The sequence below is a fragment of the Pseudoalteromonas sp. SR44-8 genome, from assembly GCF_014163635.1.
Classification (GTDB): domain Bacteria; phylum Pseudomonadota; class Gammaproteobacteria; order Enterobacterales; family Alteromonadaceae; genus Pseudoalteromonas; species Pseudoalteromonas rhizosphaerae.
On record NZ_JACJDS010000008.1, the window covers coordinates 86,052 to 107,262 of the forward strand.

At 40.9% G+C, this 21,211-nt stretch carries 14 protein-coding genes; 11 read left to right on the top strand and 3 right to left on the bottom strand.

Features of this window, described 5'->3' with window-relative positions; translation table 11 throughout:
• Positions 1-17: 17 nt before the first annotated feature.
• Positions 18-2,033, bottom strand: a complete 2,016-nt coding sequence (locus tag H5183_RS05685; RefSeq protein ID WP_182731154.1) for a TonB-dependent receptor — start codon at positions 2,031-2,033, stop codon at positions 18-20.
• Positions 2,034-2,181: 148 nt separating this feature from the next.
• Between H5183_RS05685 and H5183_RS05690 the strand changes: the two genes are divergently transcribed.
• From H5183_RS05690 to H5183_RS05730, 9 genes are all read left to right on the top strand, one after another.
• On the top strand, positions 2,182-3,519 hold the full coding sequence (locus tag H5183_RS05690) for a hypothetical protein (protein ID WP_182731155.1): 1,338 nt from the start codon (positions 2,182-2,184) through the stop codon (positions 3,517-3,519).
• A gap of 53 nt (positions 3,520-3,572) precedes the next feature.
• Positions 3,573-4,955, top strand: a complete 1,383-nt coding sequence (locus tag H5183_RS05695) for an NlpC/P60 family protein (protein ID WP_182731156.1) — start codon at positions 3,573-3,575, stop codon at positions 4,953-4,955.
• Positions 4,956-4,964: 9 nt separating this feature from the next.
• The gene (locus tag H5183_RS05700) at positions 4,965-6,077 is read left to right on the top strand and encodes a dipeptide epimerase (protein WP_145240853.1); all 1,113 of its coding nucleotides are present in this window, start codon (positions 4,965-4,967) and stop codon (positions 6,075-6,077) included.
• Complete coding sequence (locus H5183_RS05705; RefSeq protein ID WP_182731157.1) at positions 6,074-6,847, top strand: L,D-transpeptidase; 774 nt, start codon at positions 6,074-6,076, stop codon at positions 6,845-6,847. Before H5183_RS05700 ends, H5183_RS05705 begins: the two co-directional genes overlap by 4 nt.
• A gap of 116 nt (positions 6,848-6,963) precedes the next feature.
• Positions 6,964-8,550, top strand: coding sequence for a sodium:solute symporter (locus tag H5183_RS05710; protein ID WP_182718009.1), 1,587 nt, complete (start codon positions 6,964-6,966; stop codon positions 8,548-8,550).
• 2 nt (positions 8,551-8,552) lie between these two features.
• Positions 8,553-9,458: a BadF/BadG/BcrA/BcrD ATPase family protein gene (locus H5183_RS05715; protein ID WP_145240859.1), complete on the top strand. Its 906-nt coding sequence runs from the start codon at positions 8,553-8,555 to the stop codon at positions 9,456-9,458.
• Positions 9,455-10,390, top strand: coding sequence for an N-acetylmuramic acid 6-phosphate etherase (gene murQ / locus H5183_RS05720; protein ID WP_145240861.1), 936 nt, complete (start codon positions 9,455-9,457; stop codon positions 10,388-10,390). Before H5183_RS05715 ends, murQ begins: the two co-directional genes overlap by 4 nt.
• Positions 10,391-11,581 carry an exo-beta-N-acetylmuramidase NamZ domain-containing protein gene (locus tag H5183_RS05725; RefSeq protein ID WP_182731158.1) on the top strand — a complete coding sequence of 397 codons (1,191 nt, stop codon included), beginning with the start codon at positions 10,391-10,393 and terminating at the stop codon, positions 11,579-11,581.
• Between the two features lie 108 nt (positions 11,582-11,689).
• Positions 11,690-12,214, top strand: coding sequence for a hypothetical protein (locus H5183_RS05730; protein ID WP_182731159.1), 525 nt, complete (start codon positions 11,690-11,692; stop codon positions 12,212-12,214).
• Positions 12,215-12,308: 94 nt separating this feature from the next.
• Here H5183_RS05730 and H5183_RS05735 read toward each other — a convergent pair whose 3' ends face one another.
• Positions 12,309-15,350, bottom strand: coding sequence for a TonB-dependent receptor (locus H5183_RS05735; RefSeq protein WP_182731160.1), 3,042 nt, complete (start codon positions 15,348-15,350; stop codon positions 12,309-12,311).
• 512 nt (positions 15,351-15,862) lie between these two features.
• Positions 15,863-16,708, bottom strand: a complete 846-nt coding sequence (locus H5183_RS05740; protein WP_145240869.1) for a MurR/RpiR family transcriptional regulator — start codon at positions 16,706-16,708, stop codon at positions 15,863-15,865.
• A gap of 485 nt (positions 16,709-17,193) precedes the next feature.
• On the opposite strand from H5183_RS05740, the gene pbp4b reads away from it, so the two are divergent.
• Entirely contained in the window at positions 17,194-19,641 is a 2,448-nt protein-coding gene (pbp4b, locus tag H5183_RS05745) for a penicillin binding protein PBP4B (protein ID WP_182731161.1), read from the top strand.
• A gap of 150 nt (positions 19,642-19,791) precedes the next feature.
• Entirely contained in the window at positions 19,792-21,168 is a 1,377-nt protein-coding gene (locus H5183_RS05750) for a Na+/H+ antiporter NhaC family protein (RefSeq protein ID WP_182731162.1), read from the top strand.
• Positions 21,169-21,211 lie beyond the last annotated feature (43 nt).

Below are 21,211 nucleotides of genomic sequence, written 5' to 3' on the forward strand. Positions count from 1 at the left end.
TAGTAACAATAACCAAACTAAAATAACAGGCTGAAGTTTAGGCGCAGGGTACGCGGCTCAATCGGGTGGAAGTGATGATCTTCAACGCCTTCAATAGGTTCGCCAGCTAAGCGTGACGTGTAAAAGTAGTCAATATCGTGATCCGTACTATCAAATATATTTAATAGCTCAAGGCTCACTTTCCAATGCGTTTGTTGATAACTTACTAAACCATTTACGACTGTAAGCGGCTCTGAGCGTTTATCGCCATCACTACTGAGTATACGTTTGCCAATGTGGCGTACGCGCAGTGAAGACTGCCACTGCTGGGTAATATGCCAATTAATGCCAGTACTGGCAACCACAGGCACTGCGCCTTCAATTCGATCGTCATTTGAATCGATATCTAAGCGTGAATGTGTAAATGAGGCCTCGGCGTCTAAACTCAAGGCATCATTAAGCCAATAATACGCACTGAGCTCTAAACCGTAACGTTTTGATGCATCACTGGCTTCAGTGTTACCCGCATCACCCACAAATAATAATTCAGAATCTAAGCTTAGCCACCATAATGCCGCTGATAAATTAAACCGTTGTTGATCAAAGTAGCGTAAACCCAGCTCTGCGCCATTGCTTTGCACCAGTAAATCAACCTTATCAGCAGACTCAAGTGTCACAGGATCTTGTTTAATGGTCGCTCCACGCGCATCATTTGAATGATACGACTGCCCCCAGTTGGCATAACCGGCTAGGTTGTCATTAAACAGGTAATTTAAGCTGGCTTTAAAGCTAACCAAATCATCATCTGCACTGCCTGAATTAATACTGTTATTGCTATCAACATCTGCGTCAAAGTAATCATAACGCACGCCAAATGTTGCTTCGAGTGCTTGGCTTAAATTTACTTGTGATTGCCAATAGGCTGAGTAGCTGGCTTCGTCTACAGCATCTTCACGCACAGTACTTAAGCGTTGGCGCTGCTTGGTATTGTATAAACCAACTTGATCAATATCATCGCGGCGATATTCCACACCAGCTGTATGCTGGATTAGCATATCTGCAAGAGTATCAGCAAATTGATAACTCAGTGCGCCACCACTAATTGTCCGGCTATCGACTTGTTGGAACTGATCGCCATGAATAGGATCATTTAAAAAGTAAGAGAAGTTAGAAAACAAGTCCATGTCGTAGTTGATCACATAGGCATTGGCTTTAATGTGCTGGTCTTGCCAATTTGCCGATAAACTATAGCGACTAGAGCTGCCGCCTACGGTCGTATCGAGTGAACCTAGCGCACTGATAATACCTTGGTCTACAGCCCGTTGTGGAATTTGATCTGCGGAATTCCAGCTGTTGTCATAAGCCATTGCCGTGACAGATAAATCGCCATCCCATGCTTTACCTACATAGCGTACTAGGGCATTTTTTTTATCTACATCTTCATTGATATCTTGCCAAGGGCCATCATAACCTTGCCACTCACTGGCAATAATAATTTTCCCGTTAGCAATTCCAATTGAGCCTAATGCCATCACGCGTTGGTAATTGTCTTTGCCAATTGTAAAGTCAAGTTGTTGATGTTTTGGATTATCAGCTAGATTAAATTCAGCACTGCCAGCGGTCGAAAAGTCACCTTGAGCGGCGCCATACGCACCTTTTTGATAATCTATAGTCGAAATTGTTTCAGGAATAATAAAGTTAAGGTCGGTGTAGCCTTGACCATGCCCATGGCTGCGCATATTAATTGGCATACCATCAATGCTGGTGGCAAAGTCAGTACCATGATCGAGATTAAAACCGCGAATAAAATATTGATTAGCTTTACCTGAGCCGCTGTGCTGTGTGACGGCCATACCTGGGATCAGTTCTAGCATTTCTGCGCTACGTAACATTGGACGGTTTTCTATTTCACCTTGGCCAATTACGCCACTTGATGCACTAATAGCCTCACCAATAAGTCCCGTGCGGTGTCCGTATATGGTAATTTCTTCAATGTTTGCAAGTACATTGGTAGAGCAAAACAAGCTACCAGATAGAATTAAAAAAGTGCGCATTATCATTTCCTTATAAATAGGTCGAAATGTTTATATTTAATACAATTACGTTTTACGATGTTAATCGGATGCAAATATTTGCTTGCTGTGGAAAATATGTTATTTTCAATAAAATATTCCAAAAATAAAAATCATAAGGAATTTAATTTTGATTGTAATGAAACTGAAAAAAGCGGGGCTGAATGTTTTCAGTGTGAGCTTAGTAACTGGGCTTTTTGGCTGTCAGAGTCAGCCACAGCAAGAGACTGTTGCATCGTTACAAGAGCAACATGAGAAGTTCTATCAACAGGTGATGTTGGCTGCGCCTGTCTTACCGGCTGATTTAACAAATATTCCTATGCAGGCGCATTTAGTTGGTAATCGTGTTGCGCAATCGCACTATAAAACGGCGGCGCAGGTTAATTACAGTCAGTTAGGATGGCAGCAACGCGTGGCAGCAGATTGGCACTATTTTGATATTCCGACATCGCAGGGTAAGTTGTTAGTAATTGATTACCAACAGCAAGGTAACCACCTGGCGTATCGTTATTTAGCAAATGGTACCCAGAATGATTTATATGAGCCATGGAGTTCATCTAAAATTCAAGCTTTTAGCGGTGCAATTGCAAAAGTACGGCAAATAAACCCAGAGCTTGGTGCAGATGCGCTAATAGGTGATAGCAATGTTGCTGATTTGATCACTAGTATTAATAGCTACGAGCATTTTGGCAGCGCTGATGGAAACTCTAATGCAATAGCGAGCTACTTTATTAATGTTGCTGGGCGTGATTATTTAAGTAATTTATTTGCAGATAATTGGCTAAAGCTTAATGATTCTCGCATTATGTTTAAAGGTGCTTATGCTACAGAGATTTTTACTCCTAGCACGATTCGTTGGCAAAGTACTGATAGTGATGTTATTGCTAGCAATATCGCTTATTTTACTGTTAATACCGATGATCCTGCTTATTTAGACTACCGGTGTGATGGCTGTGGTTTAACTGGTAATAAAGCCATGACAACTTTGGCTCAAGCTGAGTGGTTAAAACGTTTAGCAAGCCACACTCGAGAGCCCTTAACTCAGCAGCCTTTACTACAAGCACAAGACATTGATGTGCTATTTAATGGCACCGGCAATACGGATAAAACCGCTAAAGTGGGTGGTATGATGCAAGGGCTCAGTCAAATGATCACTGACTCTTTAGCGCAAGCGCTTGCACCAGACGATACTCGCCCAGCAAAACAAATTTTAGACGAGTTAACGCAGGGGCAATGGCGAGTTTGGCAAAAAATAGGTTGGGGTCCAAGCGAAACACGCTCAACCACAGAAACTGTCATGTTGGCTCATGTTTACTTACCGTTTATTCAAGGTGGACGCGAATTTACCTTAGCGGCACAAAATAGTGTGCCAGGTGCAAGTGAAAAAAACTTAGCCGTGGTTGGCTTAAAAATGCAGGCTAATTTTACGCATGCATTTAAACAGCTACTGATACCGCAAAAGCAATAATAAGTAGCACACAGCACGACTTACCAAGCAAATTGATAATAGGGAACCCACGAATGCGACATACATTTATCGCCCTGAGTATTTCATTAGCAAGTATTATTACCATGGCACCCGTCATTGCGGCGGATAACACGTGGCAATCAGATGTCATCGGCGTCACTCAATCTCAATTAACCCCGCAGCACTGGTTAAGCCAAGTGACAGATAAAACTCTGATGAGTGCAGCGCAAATCGCGGCATTTAATAAACAATTGATTGCTGACAATGAACATATTGTCGATCCACTCGATTTTGCCTCTCAGCTAACTCGTGAGCAGTTAAAGGCATATATACTCAGTATTAGTGCGGTACCAAAAAGCCCGCGTTTTTACCCTAATGGCGTGGCATTAAGTAATAAGCATTTTGCAAAATATCTAGCCAATTTGAATTTAGACGCTGTGACAGATAATAATCAAGTTAGTTATGCCATGGTGGTAAAGCGCTCAGTCCTGCGTACTTTTCCAACGTCGGACCGAGTATTAAATAGTGGCTTAGATAATGACTTAGATCGTTTTCAAGAAAGCGGATTGTTCCCCGGTGATACAGTGGCTATTTTGCATGAAAGTGCCGATAAGAAATGGTTACTTGTGCGCGCTTATAACTATCTAGCATGGGCGCCCAAAGCTGATATTGCGATATCGAATAAAAGCACACTTCGTGAATTTAAAAATAACGATGACTTTTTATTGATAACTGGCGCAAAAGTAAATACCGCTTACGTGCCTAATGATACCACTACATCGCAAGTGCAATTGGACATGGGCGTTCGTCTGCCTTTAATGCCGGCAGATAAAACCCCTCATTTATTAAATGGCCAAAACACCTACGCTAATTATGTTGTGCAACTGCCAACCCGCGGGGAACAAGGTCAGTTAGTTATTAAGCCTGCCTTGATCAGTCGCAGCAGTGATGTGCATTTAGGGTATTTACCTTACACCCAACAGCATTTAATAAAACAAGGGTTTAAATTTTTAGGCGAACGCTACGGTTGGGGACACGACTATAATGGCCGAGACTGCACTGGTTTTGTTGGCGAAATATATAAATCATTTGGTCTATTAATGCCGCGTAATTCAGGTCAGCAGGGGAAGGGAGAGTATGGAACAAATCACCGTTTTGATAAAACCAGCAATGAAAGCGATAAATTAGCGGTAGTTAATAACATGCAAGTGGGCGATTTAATTTATATACCAGGCCATGTAATGATGTACTTAGGTGAACAAGACGGTCAACCGTATGTGATCCATGATGTTAAAGGGTTGGGTTATAACAAGGCTGATGGTAGTTTTTATTCAAGTTCACTTAATGGGGTATCGGTAACGCCTTTATTGCCACTGCGTTTATCGCAAACTCAGAGCTATTTAGACCGTACTTATAATATTAAGCGTATTCGCTAGGAGTTAAAAATGAAGATTACGGCGATACGTTTTGCCAAACTTAAAGTGCCATTAGTTACGCCGTTCAAAACAGCGCTGCGTGAAGTGAGCTATATTGAAGACTTAGTGGTGTTAATTGAAACCGATAAAGGCGAAATTGGCTATGGTGCTGCGGCGTCTACGCCAGTAATAACCGGCGATACTCACCAAAGTATCCTTAGCGTTATTAAACAATTTATAGCGCCAAAACTAATTGGTATGGAAATCGAAAACCTCAATCAAATTTGCCAAGTGATCCAATCAAGTGTGGTGGCAAATTACAGCGCTAAAGCCGCACTCGAGCTGGCTGTTTATGACTTGTGGGGTAAATTATATCAAGCGCCGCTGTATAAATTGCTCGGCGGTGGTAGTCAAACATTACGAACTGATATCACTATTAGCGTTGATAATATTGATAAAATGCTCAGTGATTGTGCTGTGGCTGTAGCGCAAGGTTTTGATATTTTAAAAGTAAAAATTGGCAATGATTTACAGCAAGATATCGAACGAGTGAAGGCGATTTATCAAGGTTTTGGCCAGCAAACGCAAATTCGTTTGGATGTAAATCAGGGCTGGAATGCTAAACAAACGGTGTTTGCTTTACAGCAATTAGAAAGCCACAATGTTGAATTAGAACTTGTTGAACAGCCAGTGAAAAGTGATGATTTTAAAGGTTTAAAGTATATTACTGAGCGGGTAAATACGCCGATCATGGCTGACGAAAGTGCCTTTTCGCCCAAGCAAGTAATTCAATTATTAGAGCAAAATGCTGTTGATATTATCAATATCAAAGTCATGAAAACGGGTGGCTTAAGTCGTGCTATTGAAATTGCCAATATTACTGCACAGTATCAAGCTGATTGTATGATCGGTTGCATGTTAGAAGGCAGTATTGCCGTTGCAGGTGCGGCGCATTTAGCGTCTGCAAAAGCCCAGCAGATCAGTAAAATAGACTTAGACGGTCCAGCGCTTGGCCAATATGATCCGGTGCAAGGCGGTGTGGAATTTAATGGCCCAGCGATCACGTTAAGTGATGGTCCTGGCTTGGGGATTAAAAGTATCGACACATTACAACCGATAAACGATGGAATTTGGCCGTTATGAAAAAAATAATAATAACATTAATCACCACAGCAGCCCTCAGCGGCTGTGCAAATAGTGCAAATAGTGCAAGTACATCAGCAGCTGCAAGTGCTGCAGTTATCCCACAGCAAAGCCAACAGTTAGTGGTGGTGGTTGCAGATGATTGGCAAGCCATTGCCGCACAATTGTATCGATTTGAGCGTGTTGCAGGACAATGGCAACAACAAGGCCAAGGTCACAGTGTGGTACTTGGGCGCACCGGTCTTGCGTGGGGTATTGGTTTACACCCAGCTCAAGCGGGCGAACAAAAACAAGAAGGCGATGGTAAAGCTCCCGCTGGTATTTTTGAACTCGGCACCGCGTTTGGTTATTTAGATTCATTAAAAACCAATATGACCTACCAAGGCATGACTGCTGACGACTATTGTGTTGATGTCAAAGGTTCGCCATTTTATAACCAGCTAGTTAATAAGTCAGTGGTAGGAGAGGCTGCTGTCAAAGACTCGTCTGAGTGGATGCGCCGTGATATTTACAGCCAAGATAACCTTTACAAAAAAGGCTTAGTGGTTAAGCACAATAGTCAAAATGTTGATGGTGCAGGCAGTTGTATCTTTATGCATTTATGGCGCGCAGAAAATAAACCAACTGCCGGTTGTACTGCAATGACTGAGCAGAATATGGATACCTTGTTAGCTTGGTTAGATGAACAGAAAAAACCATTATTAGTGAGCTTGCCTAGCTCACAATATCAACAAAAACAATTGCTTTGGAAGTTACCAGCGATTAAATAGTACGTGTACAGCCACGCGATCGCGTGGCTTTACAAAGTAAATAATAAAATTGTTTTCTTTTTATTAATTTAATGGAATAATATATTCCATTAATTGGTTTGAAATTGGGATAATAAATGAGTGCACAATACACCTTGCTAGATTGGCTCGTATTCGCAAGCTACGGAGCAATTTTATTACTCAGTGGTTGGTGGTTTAACCGTAAGCGCGCCAACTCAAGTAAAGACTTCTTTTTAGGCGGTAATAGTATGCCGACCTGGATGGTGGCTATTTCGGTATTAGCTACTTCACAGTCTGCTGCCACTTTTATTGGTGGACCTGATCAGGGTTATCAAGGTGATTTATCGTATTTAGCGACGAACATTGGCGCATTCATAGCTGCATTTATTGTTTCTATTTTTCTGATCCCTAAGTTTTATCAACAAAAAGTGTACACCGTTTATGAACTGCTTGAAAAGCGCATAGGGCCAAAAGCTAAACGCCGCAGCGGCTTAATGTATTTATTTGGCCGAGTGTTCGCCAGTGGCGCACGTCTATATATGGCCGCGATTGCAGTAGCGATGATTTTATACGGTAATATAGCCGCAGAAAGTGTGATTATAGCGACTTTGTTATTAGCACTTGCGGGTTTGTTGTATACCGTATTTGGTGGTATTCGCAGTGTGATTTATTCTGATGTGCTGCAAAGTGTCGTATATGTCAGTGCTGCGATTGCCGTTATCTGGTGTTTGTTGGTACTGATCCCCGCTGATTTTTCAACTATTTTAGCAACCTTAAATGAGCCAACCCCCGGTGCTGATTCAAAGCTGGCGATTTTCAAATTTGATTTAGATTTTGGCCCAAGTGGGGTGTTCAATATGGCGTCGGTATTAACCGGCTTTGTATTACTTAACATTGCCGCCTTTGGTCTTGATCAAGATATGACACAGCGTCTACTGACGTGTAAGAGTGACAAAGAAGGCAGTAAAGCATTACTACTTTCTATCGTGATGGTTATTCCCGTGATGTTGGTATTTATCTTTATTGGTTTATTACTTTATATCGTTTATCAGCAGCCAGCATTAATGAACAGTGACGGTGCGCAAGTCGTACAAGAATTTAATGGTGAAAAAATCACTATTTTTATGTACTACGTACTTAATGAGGCTCCTGCTGGTGTTAAAGGTTTAGTTAGCGTCGGTATCATTGCCGCGGCCATTTCAACATTAAACTCCGGTTTAAGCTCGATGTCGTCGGTCATTGTACAAGATTTATATCGACCTTATTTAGCAGCTAAAAATAAGCAAGTTGCCGATAACCATTTTGTTAAAGCTGGGCGTATTGGCATGGCGGTTGTGAGCCTATCATTAGCATTAATGGCCATAGTTTGTTATTTCTGGCAGCAATACAGTGATATGCCGCTTCTTAAGTTTGCGCTGAGTGTCATGGTGTTTTCGTACAGTGGTTTACTGGGCGTGTATTTTACAACACTCTTTACTAAACGTGGCAGTGAAGGCTCAGTATTGGCGGCGTTAATTGTCGGCTTTATGATCACTTTATTCATGCAACCATATATCATTGATTGGTTATTGCCAGCAGCAGATCGCTTCTATTTAGGCTTTACTTGGCAGTTATGTATTGGTACTGCGTTGTCGACTTTAGTGTGTTGTTTAGGTAAACCTCAACTTGCCCAGCGCGGCCAGTCAGCTGTAGGAGCTCAATAGGCATGAACATTGACTATATACTTGCTATTGATGGCGGGGGCACCAAAACGCTGGCGAAATTAGTGAATTTACATAGCGCTGAAGAATTTACTGCGCAGGCTGGTGCAGCCTCAGTTTATAACGATTTTAATACGGCGCTTACTAGTTTACAGCAAGTGATCACTAGCGTATGTGCACAAAGTGGCGCTAAGCATAGCCAAATTTTGGCGGTAATGGGACTTGCGGGCGGCTCGTCTAAAGTGTTGGCTGAGCGAGTAACTGCAAGCTTACAGCTAGACTGTGATATTAAATTTGCGCAATTGAGTATTGTAAGTGATGCAATCACCTCATTATATGGTGCAAATCTAGGTCAGCCAGTTGCAATGTTAGCGTTAGGAACGGGCGCTGTAGCAGCAAGATTATCCGCTGATGGAGAAACAAAATTAATTGGCGGCTGGGGTTTTTCGGTTGATGATTTTGGCGGTGGTGCGCGCCTAGGGTTAAGTGCTGTGCAATGCTTGTTAGATGAAATAGATCGCTTTGAGCAACCTAAAAGCCTGCTAACGCAACAGCTGAGTGAACAGGTTGGCCGTGAGCGAGAACAAATATCAAGTTGGTTAATGAAGGCCAAAGCGTTAGATTATGCGCGTTTTAGCCCTTTAATCTTTAGTTTAAAAACACAGTGTATAATAGCCGATACGGTGCTTAGTGAGCATGTTCGACAAGTCGAGAGATTGATTGAAAAATGTCGTGGTCAGAGCCAGTTACCAGTCATAATTATTGGCGGTTTAGCGGACGTAACCATTGCATTATTAAATGAAAATACACAACTGAATTTATCTCCCCGTCAAGGGGATTCGTTAGCCGGTGCGGTGATTTTAGCCAGCGACCGCATTAAACAAATTGAATACACAAGGATTACACAATGAGCCCTGAGTCTAATTTTAATCAGCAGCGTGCACTTTTAGAAGAGCTGAACGGGATTGTGTCAGAAGGACAAAACTTAGATACGTTGGATATAGATTTACTCGATAGTCGCGAAATTTTAACCAAAATAAATTTGGAAGATCAAAAAGTTGCCGCTGCTGTAAAGTTAGTGATCCCAGAGATAGCCAAAGCGGTCGATCATATTGTAACGGCATTTAAGCAAGGCGGTCGTTTAATTTATATTGGTGCCGGCACCAGTGGTCGCTTAGGTATTTTAGATGCTGTGGAATGCGCGCCAACTTACAGTGTCAGCGATCAACAAGTAATGGGAATAATTGCGGGTGGCGAAACGGCTTTTAAAAAAGCAGTTGAAGGTGCCGAAGATAGCTTAAAATTAGGCGTAGAAGATCTTAAAGCCGTTAATCTACAGGCTAAAGATGTCGTGGTAGGGATTGCCGCTAGTGGCCGTACACCTTATGTGCGAGCAGCCATTGAGTATGCAAAATCAATAGGATGTATCACCGTTGGAGTAACCTGTAATCCTAACTCCGCGGTAATGAAACTACCTGATATTGGCATTTGCCCGGTAGTTGGCGCTGAAGCGGTAACTGGTTCAACACGTATGAAATCGGGTACTGCACAAAAGTTAGTATTAAATATGCTCAGCACAGCCAGTATGATCCGCACCGGTAAAGTATATAAAAACTTGATGGTTGATGTGAATGCCAGCAATGAAAAGCTGCATGCTCGTGCGATCCGCATCGTAATGCAAGCAACCGATTGCACTCATCAGCAAGGAGTCGATGCGCTTGCCCAAGCAAAACAAAGTGCTAAATTGGCTATTTTAATCATCTTAACAGGCAAAGATGCCGCCCAAGCTGAGCAAATGTTAACCCAAGCGGATGGTTTTTTACGAAAAGCGGTGGAACTATAAATGTTAATTAGATTATTGGTTATATTACAATGCCTAATTTTTAGCGCATGCGCCCACAACAGCACTGACGATGCAATCTTAACTGATACACCGCAAGTAAATTTAAGTGTTGGCGCTTTACAATATCAGCAGTACCTACCACAACTTGAGGGCAAACGAGTTGGCTTAGTCGTTAATCAAACTTCACAAGTTAATGACACCCATATAGTCGACTTACTGCGTGATAAAGGCGTGAATGTTACTAAAATATTTGCCCCTGAACATGGTTTTCGTGGCGACCACGATGCCGGCGCGCATGTAAAAAGTACGGTGGATACAAAGACCGGTATTGATGTGGTGTCTATTTACGGCAGTAATAAAAAGCCAGATACCACTGTATTAAGCGAATTAGACGTGATTATTTTTGATATTCAAGATGTTGGTGTGCGTTTTTACACTTATATCAGCTCAATGCATTACATGATGGAAGCTGCTGCTGAGAATAACATTGATTTTATTGTACTTGATAGGCCAAACCCGAATATTGCTTATGTTGATGGGCCAGTTTTAGATTTAAAATTTCAGTCTTTCGTTGGCATGCATGAAATTCCTGTATTACATGGTATGACAGTGGGTGAGCTGGCAAAAATGATCAAAGGTGAAGGGTGGATAAATAAAGCTTCGTCACTAAACTTGACGGTTGTTCCTGTGGCGCATTATCGCCGCGATATGACGTATAGTTTACCTGTTCAGCCAAGCCCTAATTTACCAAATGATCAGTCAATTGCGTTGTATCCATCATTATGCTTTTTTGAAGCAACACCAATTACAATTGGCCGTGGTACAGACTTTCCATTTCAAGTGATAGGTTATTCACCGATTGCGTTAGGGGAGTTTAGTTTTACTCCGCGCGCTATTGAGGGAGCATCAATGAACCCTAAATTTAAAGGGATAGAGGTGCAAGGTCTTGATTTACGCGACAGTACAATCAAAGGACTAGATTTAAGTTTATTTATTACAGCCTACAAAACTTTTACGCAAAACGAGCAAACGTTCTTTGAACGTGCAGGCTTTATGGATAAACTTGCAGGCACTGATAAGCTGCGTTTAGCTATCGAAGCCGGCCAAACAGAGCTGCAAATCAAACAAAGCTGGCAACAAGATCTAGCTCGCTTTAAACAGCAACGCGCAGCATATTTGTTATATCAATAAGACTATTTTCATTTATAAACCTTTAAAACGCAGCTTAGGCTGCGTTTTTTTATTGCGCTTAGAAAAGTTCAACTGTATGTTCTATAAATAAAATTTAAAGGAATAATAATGAAAAAAGACATTTGGTATAAAAAGCCGGAAATGATAGTTGCTTTTTCAGCGTTATTGATAAGCGTTGTTACAACAATAATAGGTATTTACTCAACGATGATTGATCGCTCTTATGCAAGGGCTTCGGTTTGGCCGAGAGTTGAGTTGTATAGGAGTTTTTCACCTAAGGATGGGCTATTTAGTTACGGTATAATGAATAACGGCACAGGTCCGGCAATTATTAAATATGCCAAAGTAACCTATAATGAGAAGCCCATTAAGAAATGGTCTGATTTTATAGCTGCAACGAACTTAGTTCAATCACATATCGGTACACGTATTCTACCAAGTCAAGCGAATTTTAGTGCGGTTTCCATAAAAGATAAGGCTTATTTAACAGAAATTCTTAAAATGGATGAACAGGTTGCAATCGAGCTGTGCTATTGCTCTATTTATGACGAATGTTGGCTGGTTGATAGAAGTAATCAACCAATAGAAATAGCACAATGTGAAATTAGCGACGAACAGCGATTTATGCAGTAATACGCGTATTTTTGGAATAAAAAAGGCCACAATTGTGGCCTTACCATGGATGGGGAAATAAGCGCCCATTGAGCGCTTACTTTAATCCATAAGATTAAAACTTAAAGTTAACTGATAACTGCAAGCTACGTGGATTGTAGTAGCTACGCGATTCACCAAATTTCTCTTCAAGTACATACGGGTTTTTGTTATAACCTGTTTGACGATTAAATACGTTGAAGAGATCAGCACGAAATTGTAGTTCCATATCACCAGAGAACTTAAAGTTTTGCGTATAGTTTAAGTCAAGTTGCCAATGGCTAGCAGTGCGACGACTACCAGCAGACTCTGCATAGCGGCTAATATGGCTTGTAGGGTAGCCATATGTTGTTCCATCCCATGCTTCCCATGCTTTACCTGATTGGAATACGAAGTACGCCCCTAAGTTAGCTTCCCAAGGAAGAGTATAGTAACCGTATACTTTTAACAGGTGAGGTTTATCACCTGAGAGTGTGCCATAACGGTTATCCCATGAATAACGACCACGGCCATCACCATAGTAAGATGAACCAATAAAGTTATTCGCATCATTGCTTGTTGTGGTGTTATCTTGGTCAAAGTTGCCATAGTAGTGACTCCATACATATGAAGCGTTTACGTAGCTATTCTCACCCAAGTATTCGGCTTCAATACTCGCTTCCCAGTATTTGGTTTCGCCGCCATCAACCTCTGCAATTACATAAGACGAACCACCAATTTCGTCACGAATATCAGCTAAGTTAGCTACATATAAGCCTTTATCTGCAATGTGTTGTGGTACACCTTCGGCATCAACACCTGAGTAATCAGTTAGGCGCGCATTGTTTGGCATATCCTCCCAAAAGTGCATGCCTTTACGGTGACGAACATGGGCACGTAATACTAAGTCAGAACCAACATACTTAGTGGTTCCGATAGTAAATTCGTTAATACGACGTGGTTTCATATCATCTTGGAATACTTTACCAGATGAACCTTTTCTAGGTGAAGAGGATAAAATATTACCGGCTTCATCGAGTAATAACTCAATTTCGGCACGAGTGTTTCGATCCCATGATGCTGCGCGAGATAATGAACTTGCTTCAGGATTATAAATCGCAAAGTTTGCAAATACGGAATCCTCATCAGAATAAGTCCATGTTGCACCTAAACGAGGTTGTAGCATATCTTTCCAGTCGGTTTGGTACATTTGGTACTTGTGACCGGGGGCAACTTCATAACCGGAAATAGTACCTGATTTAGCTTTTAAGCCTTGACCATACCAAGTGTCTTGGCTTATTAATAGACCTAAGTTATAAGTCCAGTCTCCATGTTCAATCGTGTCGTTTATTTCAAAGTTTAAACTGCGAGTTTTAGAGTTTATCCCTGAAACAGTATTGCCGCCTTCTGTTGCTAAACTCATCTGTTGTACATGGGCTCGGTAAACGGCATCAGCGGGGTCAAAACCTTCGGTGTCTGCATCTGCATCGACTAAACCACCTAAATAAGAAATACGTCCCCAACCATTAGATAGGCGCGTTAGTTGTTCTTCGCCTTCTTCCCATTTAGCACCAAAATGGAGTATATGATAAGTATCGGCCCAATCAAATTCATGCTCTAAGTTTATTTCAAAAGAATCTCTGTAGAAGTTTTGATTATCATAAGTTGCGTATGCACCAACACCGCCACCGCCTTTCATCACTGCGTCTTCAAGATAGCCATAGGTATTAATTAATGCATTTGCGCCAGCATTATATGCGGCGATTTGTGCTTCGCTAAATCCTTCATCTGGGTCATAACTTCTTAAGCTTGGGACAGAGAAATAACCCATTTGAGCTAAGTCATCAATACCAAGTTGGCTTGATAAAGAAGGGATTACACTCAATGGTGTATCAGGTTGTGAGGCTGTTTCTAATTCAAACTTACTATATTGGAACGAAAGTGTGGTTGCTGATCCTAAAATCCATGAACCATCTAAAGTAAAGATATCCTGATCAGCTTTACTACCGACAGATACAGTGTCCATCTCGTAAGCATCAATCGAATCACCTTTAACTTCTTTATCTGAGGTACGTTGTGAGATATTTATCAAAATATCATCAGTTGGTGCCCAGGTTAATTTACCAAAGTATTCTTCGCGGATACTCTCATAATCTTTTACTTCGCCATAGGCTGTGTTTTTGTTTGCTTTGGTCGCTTCAGGACGGTAATAAGAGGTATAAAAATATAATGTATCTTCAATCAGTGGACCGCTTAAACTTGCGGTTAACCAATTTTTATCAAGTTCAAAGCTCTCTGCACCTACTGGCGTTGCAACAAAGGTTTTTGGTTGTATTTTGTATTCTATATTACCGTGAAACTCATCCGTACCAGATTTTGATACTGTGTCAATTGAAAAGCCACCAGAACGATTAAAGCCAACCGCTTTTGCACCACCTCTGTCCATAGTAACAAAGGCAACATCGTGTGTTGATGGCTCTGAAGCTAAGTTTCCATACATCGGCAATGACACATTAACACCATCAAAGCCATATGAGTTATCAACACCTGATCCACCAGCTGATGGGCCCAACGTTGAATTTGCCGAAAGTTCTATACCAGGGACAAGCTTTAAAAGGTCTCGGTAATCTTGACCTACAGGGACATTATTAATTCCCTCTTCACCTAATGAGTTTGTGAGTGCTGATTTACCTTGTCGAAATAATTTACTGCCTGTCACTGTAATTACTTCAACATTATCTTTTTTACCGCCAAGAACAACATTAGCACTTGAGGTTTGCTCTAGCAGTACATCAACAGTTATTGTTTGTGTAACGCCGCTGCTGTCTTCAAAGGTCAGCTCATAAGTGCCTGGTTTTAGTTGCGGGAGATCATAACTGCCATCTTCACGGGTTACCACCGTACGCGCTTTTGGCATGACGTTACTACGTGCAGTAATGGTAATACCCGCTAGTGGTTGGTTTGCTTGCTCGGTTTTTACCTTACCTTTAATGCTACCGTTTAAATTCGCGAATGCAGGAGCACTTGCTAGCGAGGCTGCTATTATAGCGGTGGTTATTGCAGTTTTTGGCACTCGCAGAGCGCGATGTGTGGCCTGCGCTAACGAGCTTATAGTGAAGGTTGGTACCTGTTTTTTCATTGTTTTCCCCGTCCTTATTATAATTAACTTATAGCTCTGAACTTTGTTGATTCCCCAAACAGAGTTATAAACTTTGATCAATTGTTGCTATTCCATTAAACATGCGTTGCTATTAATGGTCAAGAATAAGTTCTTCCTTATTTGCGTTGAATTTATAAATAAAATATATAAAAACTGGTTTCGTTATATTTTTTGTCAATATAAGCGTAAGGCTGGGGGAGTGTTTTCGCGATTTTTAGCGCAGTTAATCATATTTAATATATTGAAATGACATGTTTTTGTGTTTTTCATTCTAAAGAAGGGGGATTTTTTATTGAGTTGGAACAATACTGTTGGAGTTACAATAATAATTATTGTTTATGAACTAAAAAATTTTGGTTGGCATGGAATAAATAAATAATTTATAAATTAGCAAACGAGAGATAGGTTATTTATTGCACGGCTGTTGTTAAAGTGGTTTTTATAATAAGAAAGGCCACAATAGTGGCCTTAATTCTTTAGGATGTCGTTGGTTAGTGATTTCTAAATTCACCAACAACGTCATTTGAATGCTCTAGTAATTTACGACCTTGACGACTCGATTGCGTTAAAGCGATAAATAGAATATCAATAACAAAGTCTTGCGCAGTACGGGCAAGTATCGATGATAAACGGACTGACTCTTCTTCTGCCACAGAGTAAAGCCTAACATTGGCTTGATCAGCAACAGGATTACTACCAAATTTAGTGACAGAGATCACGTAACTGTCGTTCTTCTTAGCCTGCTTTACCACTTCAGCAATTTCTCTGGTGACACCCGATTCACTGATCGCAATAACTAAGTCGCCTTTTGCAAAGGTTGATACATAGGCGAGCTGCGCATGACCATCAGGTTCAGCTATGGCAGGCATGCCTAACTTTTGCAACTTATAGGAGAAGTCTTTAGCCACCAGAGCTGAGCCCCCTAAGCCACAAATTAAAATTCGTTTAGCTGATTTTAACAAGCTAACAGCTTGTTCAATGGCTAGCGCTTCATTGAGGTTTTTTGTTTCAGTAAGCACAGCAAGTTTACTACTGAGTAGCTTTTCTGCTATTTGCTCTAGTGAATCACTTAAGGTGATTTTACCATGCAGTTTTGGTTCTGATGTTTCATCATTGAGTGCATCAATGACAGCCAGCTTAAATGCTGGAAAGCCTTTGTAGCCCAGTTTTTGCGAAAATTTTACAACGCTTGACTGGCTCACGCCGACAACTTTAGCCAGCTCTACAGACGAAAGATTACGAATAGCATTAGCTGAGTTCAATGTGAAGTCGGCTAGCTTAGCTTCGCTGCTCGATAGGGACTGACGTAAGGCTTTAATTTTTACAAATGTAGACATACTACCCGCTTATTTTTATATTTGGCGTATTTATAGCATTAATCGAAATAAATTTGTACTTATTCTAGGTTCAAATGTAACCATCTTTGTTTTTACTCTTGTTCCTTGGCGTACAAAAAATAAATTATTCCCAATAGCCGCAATTAAGTTTTGGAATATTGTTTAAGAATAATTGGAATAATATAGTTTTAATTATCTAATTTTACAACACCAATAGTACGAACTAACAGATTTATTTGCTAGTCGCTTGGGCACTGTTTTATGGTGGGATAAAATATCTTTATTTAATGTTCTTGTTGAAATAAATTATTTACAAATCATTTTACTGTGATAGGGTTTGGTTTATACAACTCAAATCGAGTTGTCCAAACTATAATAACAATATGAGAACTGGGTTTATTTAATGTATTGTTTACTAAAAGCACATACCGCTAATCGTGGTTTTGGAATTGCGCTTATTTACTTTGATCAGCAATGAGAAGGCTATGACGTTTTTATCTTGGTTTAAAAAACTTTGTTTAGTTACAACTGCCGCACTTTTGACTAGTTGCGCTTCAACACCTTACGAGTTTACACAATCTGCCAATTACAGTCATCGTGTTAAGTTTTTAGTCATGCATTACACCGCTATTGATTATGAAAAATCGATGCGTGCTTTAGTCGATGAAGGTGGTTTAAGTGCTCATTATTTATTACCAGAGTTAAATGATCCTAGCTACCCTGAGGATGAATTAAAAGTAATTCAACTAGTTGATGAACATGATAGGGCGTGGCATGCCGGGACAAGCTTTTGGCAAGGCCGCGAAGATTTAAATGATCAATCAATTGGTATCGAAATTGTTAACGTACCAAGCTGTCACTATCCTGAAGTTAAATCTGATGAGCAAATGGAAAATGACGCCTCAAAACTGTGTATTTTCCCCGATTTTGACGCTAAACAAATAGCGTTATTGATCGAGCTCAGTAAAGGTATTTTAGCCCGTAATCCTGATATTGGCCCAACTCAAGTTGTAGGCCACTCCGATATAGCGCCTACACGAAAAAACGATCCAGGTCCGCGCTTTCCATGGTATCAATTGTACCAAGCTGGTATTGGTGCATGGTATGACAGTGACACGGTTGATAAATATTGGCAGCAATTTAGTTTAGTTAAACCATCCATTAGTTTAATGCAAAAAGCGTTACGTGGTTATGGTTATGATGTACACGTGACTAATCAACTTGATCCACAAACCCTTGATACATTAAGTGCCTTTCAAATGCACTTTTTACCTTGGCATGTAAGCGGTAATGCAGATGCGCGCAGCGCTGCGGTATTGTTTGCTTTGATGGAGAAGTACTTTCCGAAAAAAGCAGCTAAGTTAATGTTGCAATATCAACAACAGCAACTTGCCCCAGAACCGATTATTAAGCCTTTAGCAAATGCGCAGGTTGTGCTGCAGGTACCAAATCCTAATCCAAGTTCTCGGGCACTGGTTAATGACCGTGGTACATTTAAAGCTTATAAAGGCCGAGGCGAAATTATCATTGAAAATAACACCGCAACGAGCGCGGATATTTTTATCAATGGTGAAAAAATAAATATTGCTCAGCCACTTATGGCAAATAATAGCTACAAATACAGCTTATCTAAACGGACTCACAACGGCACAAATACGTTCAAGGTTGAAAATGTGCAGCCTGAAGGGGCTAATTTAACATTACGTTTTTCTTACCCAACTTTAGTAACTAAGCCCGTAAAGTCAGTGCAGTTTAATAACGTGGATAAATTGATCAACGAAGAAGTCGCGGCAGGATTTCCCGGTGCCGTACTGGCAGTGATCAAAGATGGTAAGTTAATTAAATTAAGCCACTATGGAGATGCTAAAAAATACCTTGCTGATGGCTCATTATTAGAGCAGCCACAGCAGATGAAAAGCGATACATTATTTGATATTGCCTCTAATTCAAAAATGTTTGCCACAAATTTAGCGTTAATGAAATTAGCCAGTGAAGGTAAAGTTGATGTAGAAAAACCGCTATTTTATTACTTACCTGAGTTTCGTGGGGCGGGCCGTGAGCAGCGGTTAGTCAAAGATTTACTGACCCACAGTGCAGGTTATCCAGCGGTAGTTGATTTTCATCGTAAAGATAATAAGTTTGGTGAGCGATTCTTTTCACAAAATAGCTTACGTACTAAAAACTTATTACTGACAGGCGTGCCATTTGTTGCGGGTCGTAGCGTTAAACATTTATATTCAGATATTGATTACATGTTACTCGGTGTATTAGTGGAGCGACTTTCCGGGCAGTCGCTGGATAATTATGTTGAAGGGCAAATTTATCAACCGCTTGGTTTAACCCACACCGTTTATAATCCATTGCAAAAGGGCTTTATAAAAAACCAAATAGCTGCCACTGAGTTAATGGGAAACACTCGTGACGGACGGATCAGCTTTGATAATGTTCGTACCGACGTTTTACAAGGACAAGTACATGACGAAAAAGCATTTTATTCCTTAGGTGGGGTCGCAGGTCACGCAGGACTTTTTAGTACAGGTCAAGACTTAGCTGTGCTTGCGCAGTTATTGCTGAATCGCGGTGGCTATGGTGATAAGCAAATATTTACCCCGCAAGTATTAGAGCAATTCATTGCCCCGCAAGCCAGCGATGAAAGTTATGGTTTAGGTTGGCGTCGTGCCGGTAACGGTGCTTTACAATGGCATTTTGGCCCGTACGCGAGCCCACAAGCGTATGGTCACACTGGCTGGACGGGCACGGTTACTGTGATTGATCCCGCTTATGACTTGGCGATAATTTTGCTTACCAATGCTCGCCATACCCCGATTGAAGGGAATGAAACAGATTATGAATTTATGGGGAGAAAGTTTGAAACCGGTAAATATGGCTCAATTGTTTCGCTAATTTATGAAGCAATATTAAATAAGCATTGATCTAAATGGCAGTGTTCAGCTTATCGCTAATCGATTTAAGTTGTGTTTATTGACGAACAGATTAAGCTAATGAGTTTGTTCCAGCCTTTATAACAAAGGCCTGATAATAATTAGAGTGAGTCATAGACTCACCACAAAAAAGGTTACAGTATGTCTTGGTATTCAATTTTACCGCCACTAATTGCGATTTTGATCGTATTTTGGCGCAAAGAAGTCATTATGGCGCTACTTGTCGCTGTTGCTTCTTCAGAGTTTTTGCTGGCCTTGCAAGGTAACGGTAATACACTTTTTAATACATTTATAAATACCATAGAGCGCGTGGTGAGCGTAGCAAGTTCGCCAGGTAATAGTCGTATCCTAATTTTTAGTATCTTAATCGGTGCATTACTTGCTTACATACGCGAATCGGGCGGTGTGGCTGCAACAGTAAATGTGTTGATGAACAAAGGTGTGGCAAAGAGCAAACGCCAAGTAGGTTATTTAACCATGTTTTCAGGCATTGCGGTGTTTATAGAATCTAACTTAAGTGTACTGACTGCGGGTATTTTATCGCGGGGTTTATTCGATAAATTTAAAATGAGCCGTGCTCGCTTAGCGTACATTATTGATAGTACCAGTGCTCCTGTGTGTATTTTGATTTTACTTAATGGTTGGGGGGCATACATACTTGGCTTGCTTGGTAATTATGAACTGTCAGAGTCGGCAGTCTCGGTGTTATGGGGCAGCATAGGCTATAACTTTTACGCCATCATCACCTTACTCATTGTGTTTTACACTATCTCGTTTGATAAAGTACACGGCCCGCTTAAAAAGGCTGAAGAGCAATTAGAGCACCAAAAAACAGAGCTGCAAGAAGAAGTAACAGGCACTAAAGCACGTTATATGCTGGTTCCTTTACTTACTTTAATAGGTAGCATGGTCGGCTTTATGTATTGGTCAGGTAATGGTGATATTGCCAGCGGCAGTGGCTCTAAGTCGGTATTGTATGCAACTATTTTAGCTTGCGTTGTCGCCTACTTATTAATGGTAAGCTCTCGTCAATTTACTCACCATAAACTGGTTGATATTGGCTTTAAAGGCATGGGTGAGTTATTACCGTTAGTCGCGATTGTATTACTATCATTGACTCTCGGCGCCAGTTTAAAAGATTTAGGTACTGGCACTTTTGTTGCGGGTTTAGTGGGTGATTACTTACCTATTTACTTAGTCGTACCAGTGTTGTTTGTAACCGGTGCGGTGATCTCTTTCACAACAGGCACCTCATGGGGTACATTTGCAATACTTATCCCGATTGGTGTGCCATTAATTCAAGCGCTTGGTTTACCGCCGTCATTAGTGATTGCGGCAATTTTAGGTGGCGGCGTATTTGGCGACCATTGCTCGCCAATATCAGATACCAGTGCGGTGTCAGCTATTGCCTCCGGCTGTGACTTGCTTACTCACGTTAAAACACAAATGCCGTATGCATTATTCGCGGGTGGCTTAACGTTTGTAGCTTACCTAGTTACGAGCATTATTGTGTTGTAAAGAGTTAGCGAGCTTGCGAGAGTAAAGTTAGCTAGTCAGCGAA

What these genes read in the sequence shown, in the direction of transcription:
- H5183_RS05685 (WP_182731154.1), bottom strand. Translation starts at nt 2,033, where the DNA reads ATGCGCACTTTTTTAATTCTATCTGGTAGCTTGTTTTGCTCTACCAAT.
- H5183_RS05695 (WP_182731156.1), top strand. Translation starts at nt 3,573, where the DNA reads ATGCGACATACATTTATCGCCCTGAGTATTTCATTAGCAAGTATTATT.
- H5183_RS05700 (WP_145240853.1), top strand. Translation starts at nt 4,965, where the DNA reads ATGAAGATTACGGCGATACGTTTTGCCAAACTTAAAGTGCCATTAGTT.
- H5183_RS05705 (WP_182731157.1), top strand. Translation starts at nt 6,074, where the DNA reads ATGAAAAAAATAATAATAACATTAATCACCACAGCAGCCCTCAGCGGC.
- H5183_RS05710 (WP_182718009.1), top strand. Translation starts at nt 6,964, where the DNA reads ATGAGTGCACAATACACCTTGCTAGATTGGCTCGTATTCGCAAGCTAC.
- H5183_RS05715 (WP_145240859.1), top strand. Translation starts at nt 8,553, where the DNA reads ATGAACATTGACTATATACTTGCTATTGATGGCGGGGGCACCAAAACG.
- murQ (WP_145240861.1), top strand. Translation starts at nt 9,455, where the DNA reads ATGAGCCCTGAGTCTAATTTTAATCAGCAGCGTGCACTTTTAGAAGAG.
- H5183_RS05725 (WP_182731158.1), top strand. Translation starts at nt 10,391, where the DNA reads ATGTTAATTAGATTATTGGTTATATTACAATGCCTAATTTTTAGCGCA.
- H5183_RS05730 (WP_182731159.1), top strand. Translation starts at nt 11,690, where the DNA reads ATGAAAAAAGACATTTGGTATAAAAAGCCGGAAATGATAGTTGCTTTT.
- H5183_RS05735 (WP_182731160.1), bottom strand. Translation starts at nt 15,350, where the DNA reads ATGAAAAAACAGGTACCAACCTTCACTATAAGCTCGTTAGCGCAGGCC.
- H5183_RS05740 (WP_145240869.1), bottom strand. Translation starts at nt 16,708, where the DNA reads ATGTCTACATTTGTAAAAATTAAAGCCTTACGTCAGTCCCTATCGAGC.
- pbp4b (WP_182731161.1), top strand. Translation starts at nt 17,194, where the DNA reads ATGACGTTTTTATCTTGGTTTAAAAAACTTTGTTTAGTTACAACTGCC.
- H5183_RS05750 (WP_182731162.1), top strand. Translation starts at nt 19,792, where the DNA reads ATGTCTTGGTATTCAATTTTACCGCCACTAATTGCGATTTTGATCGTA.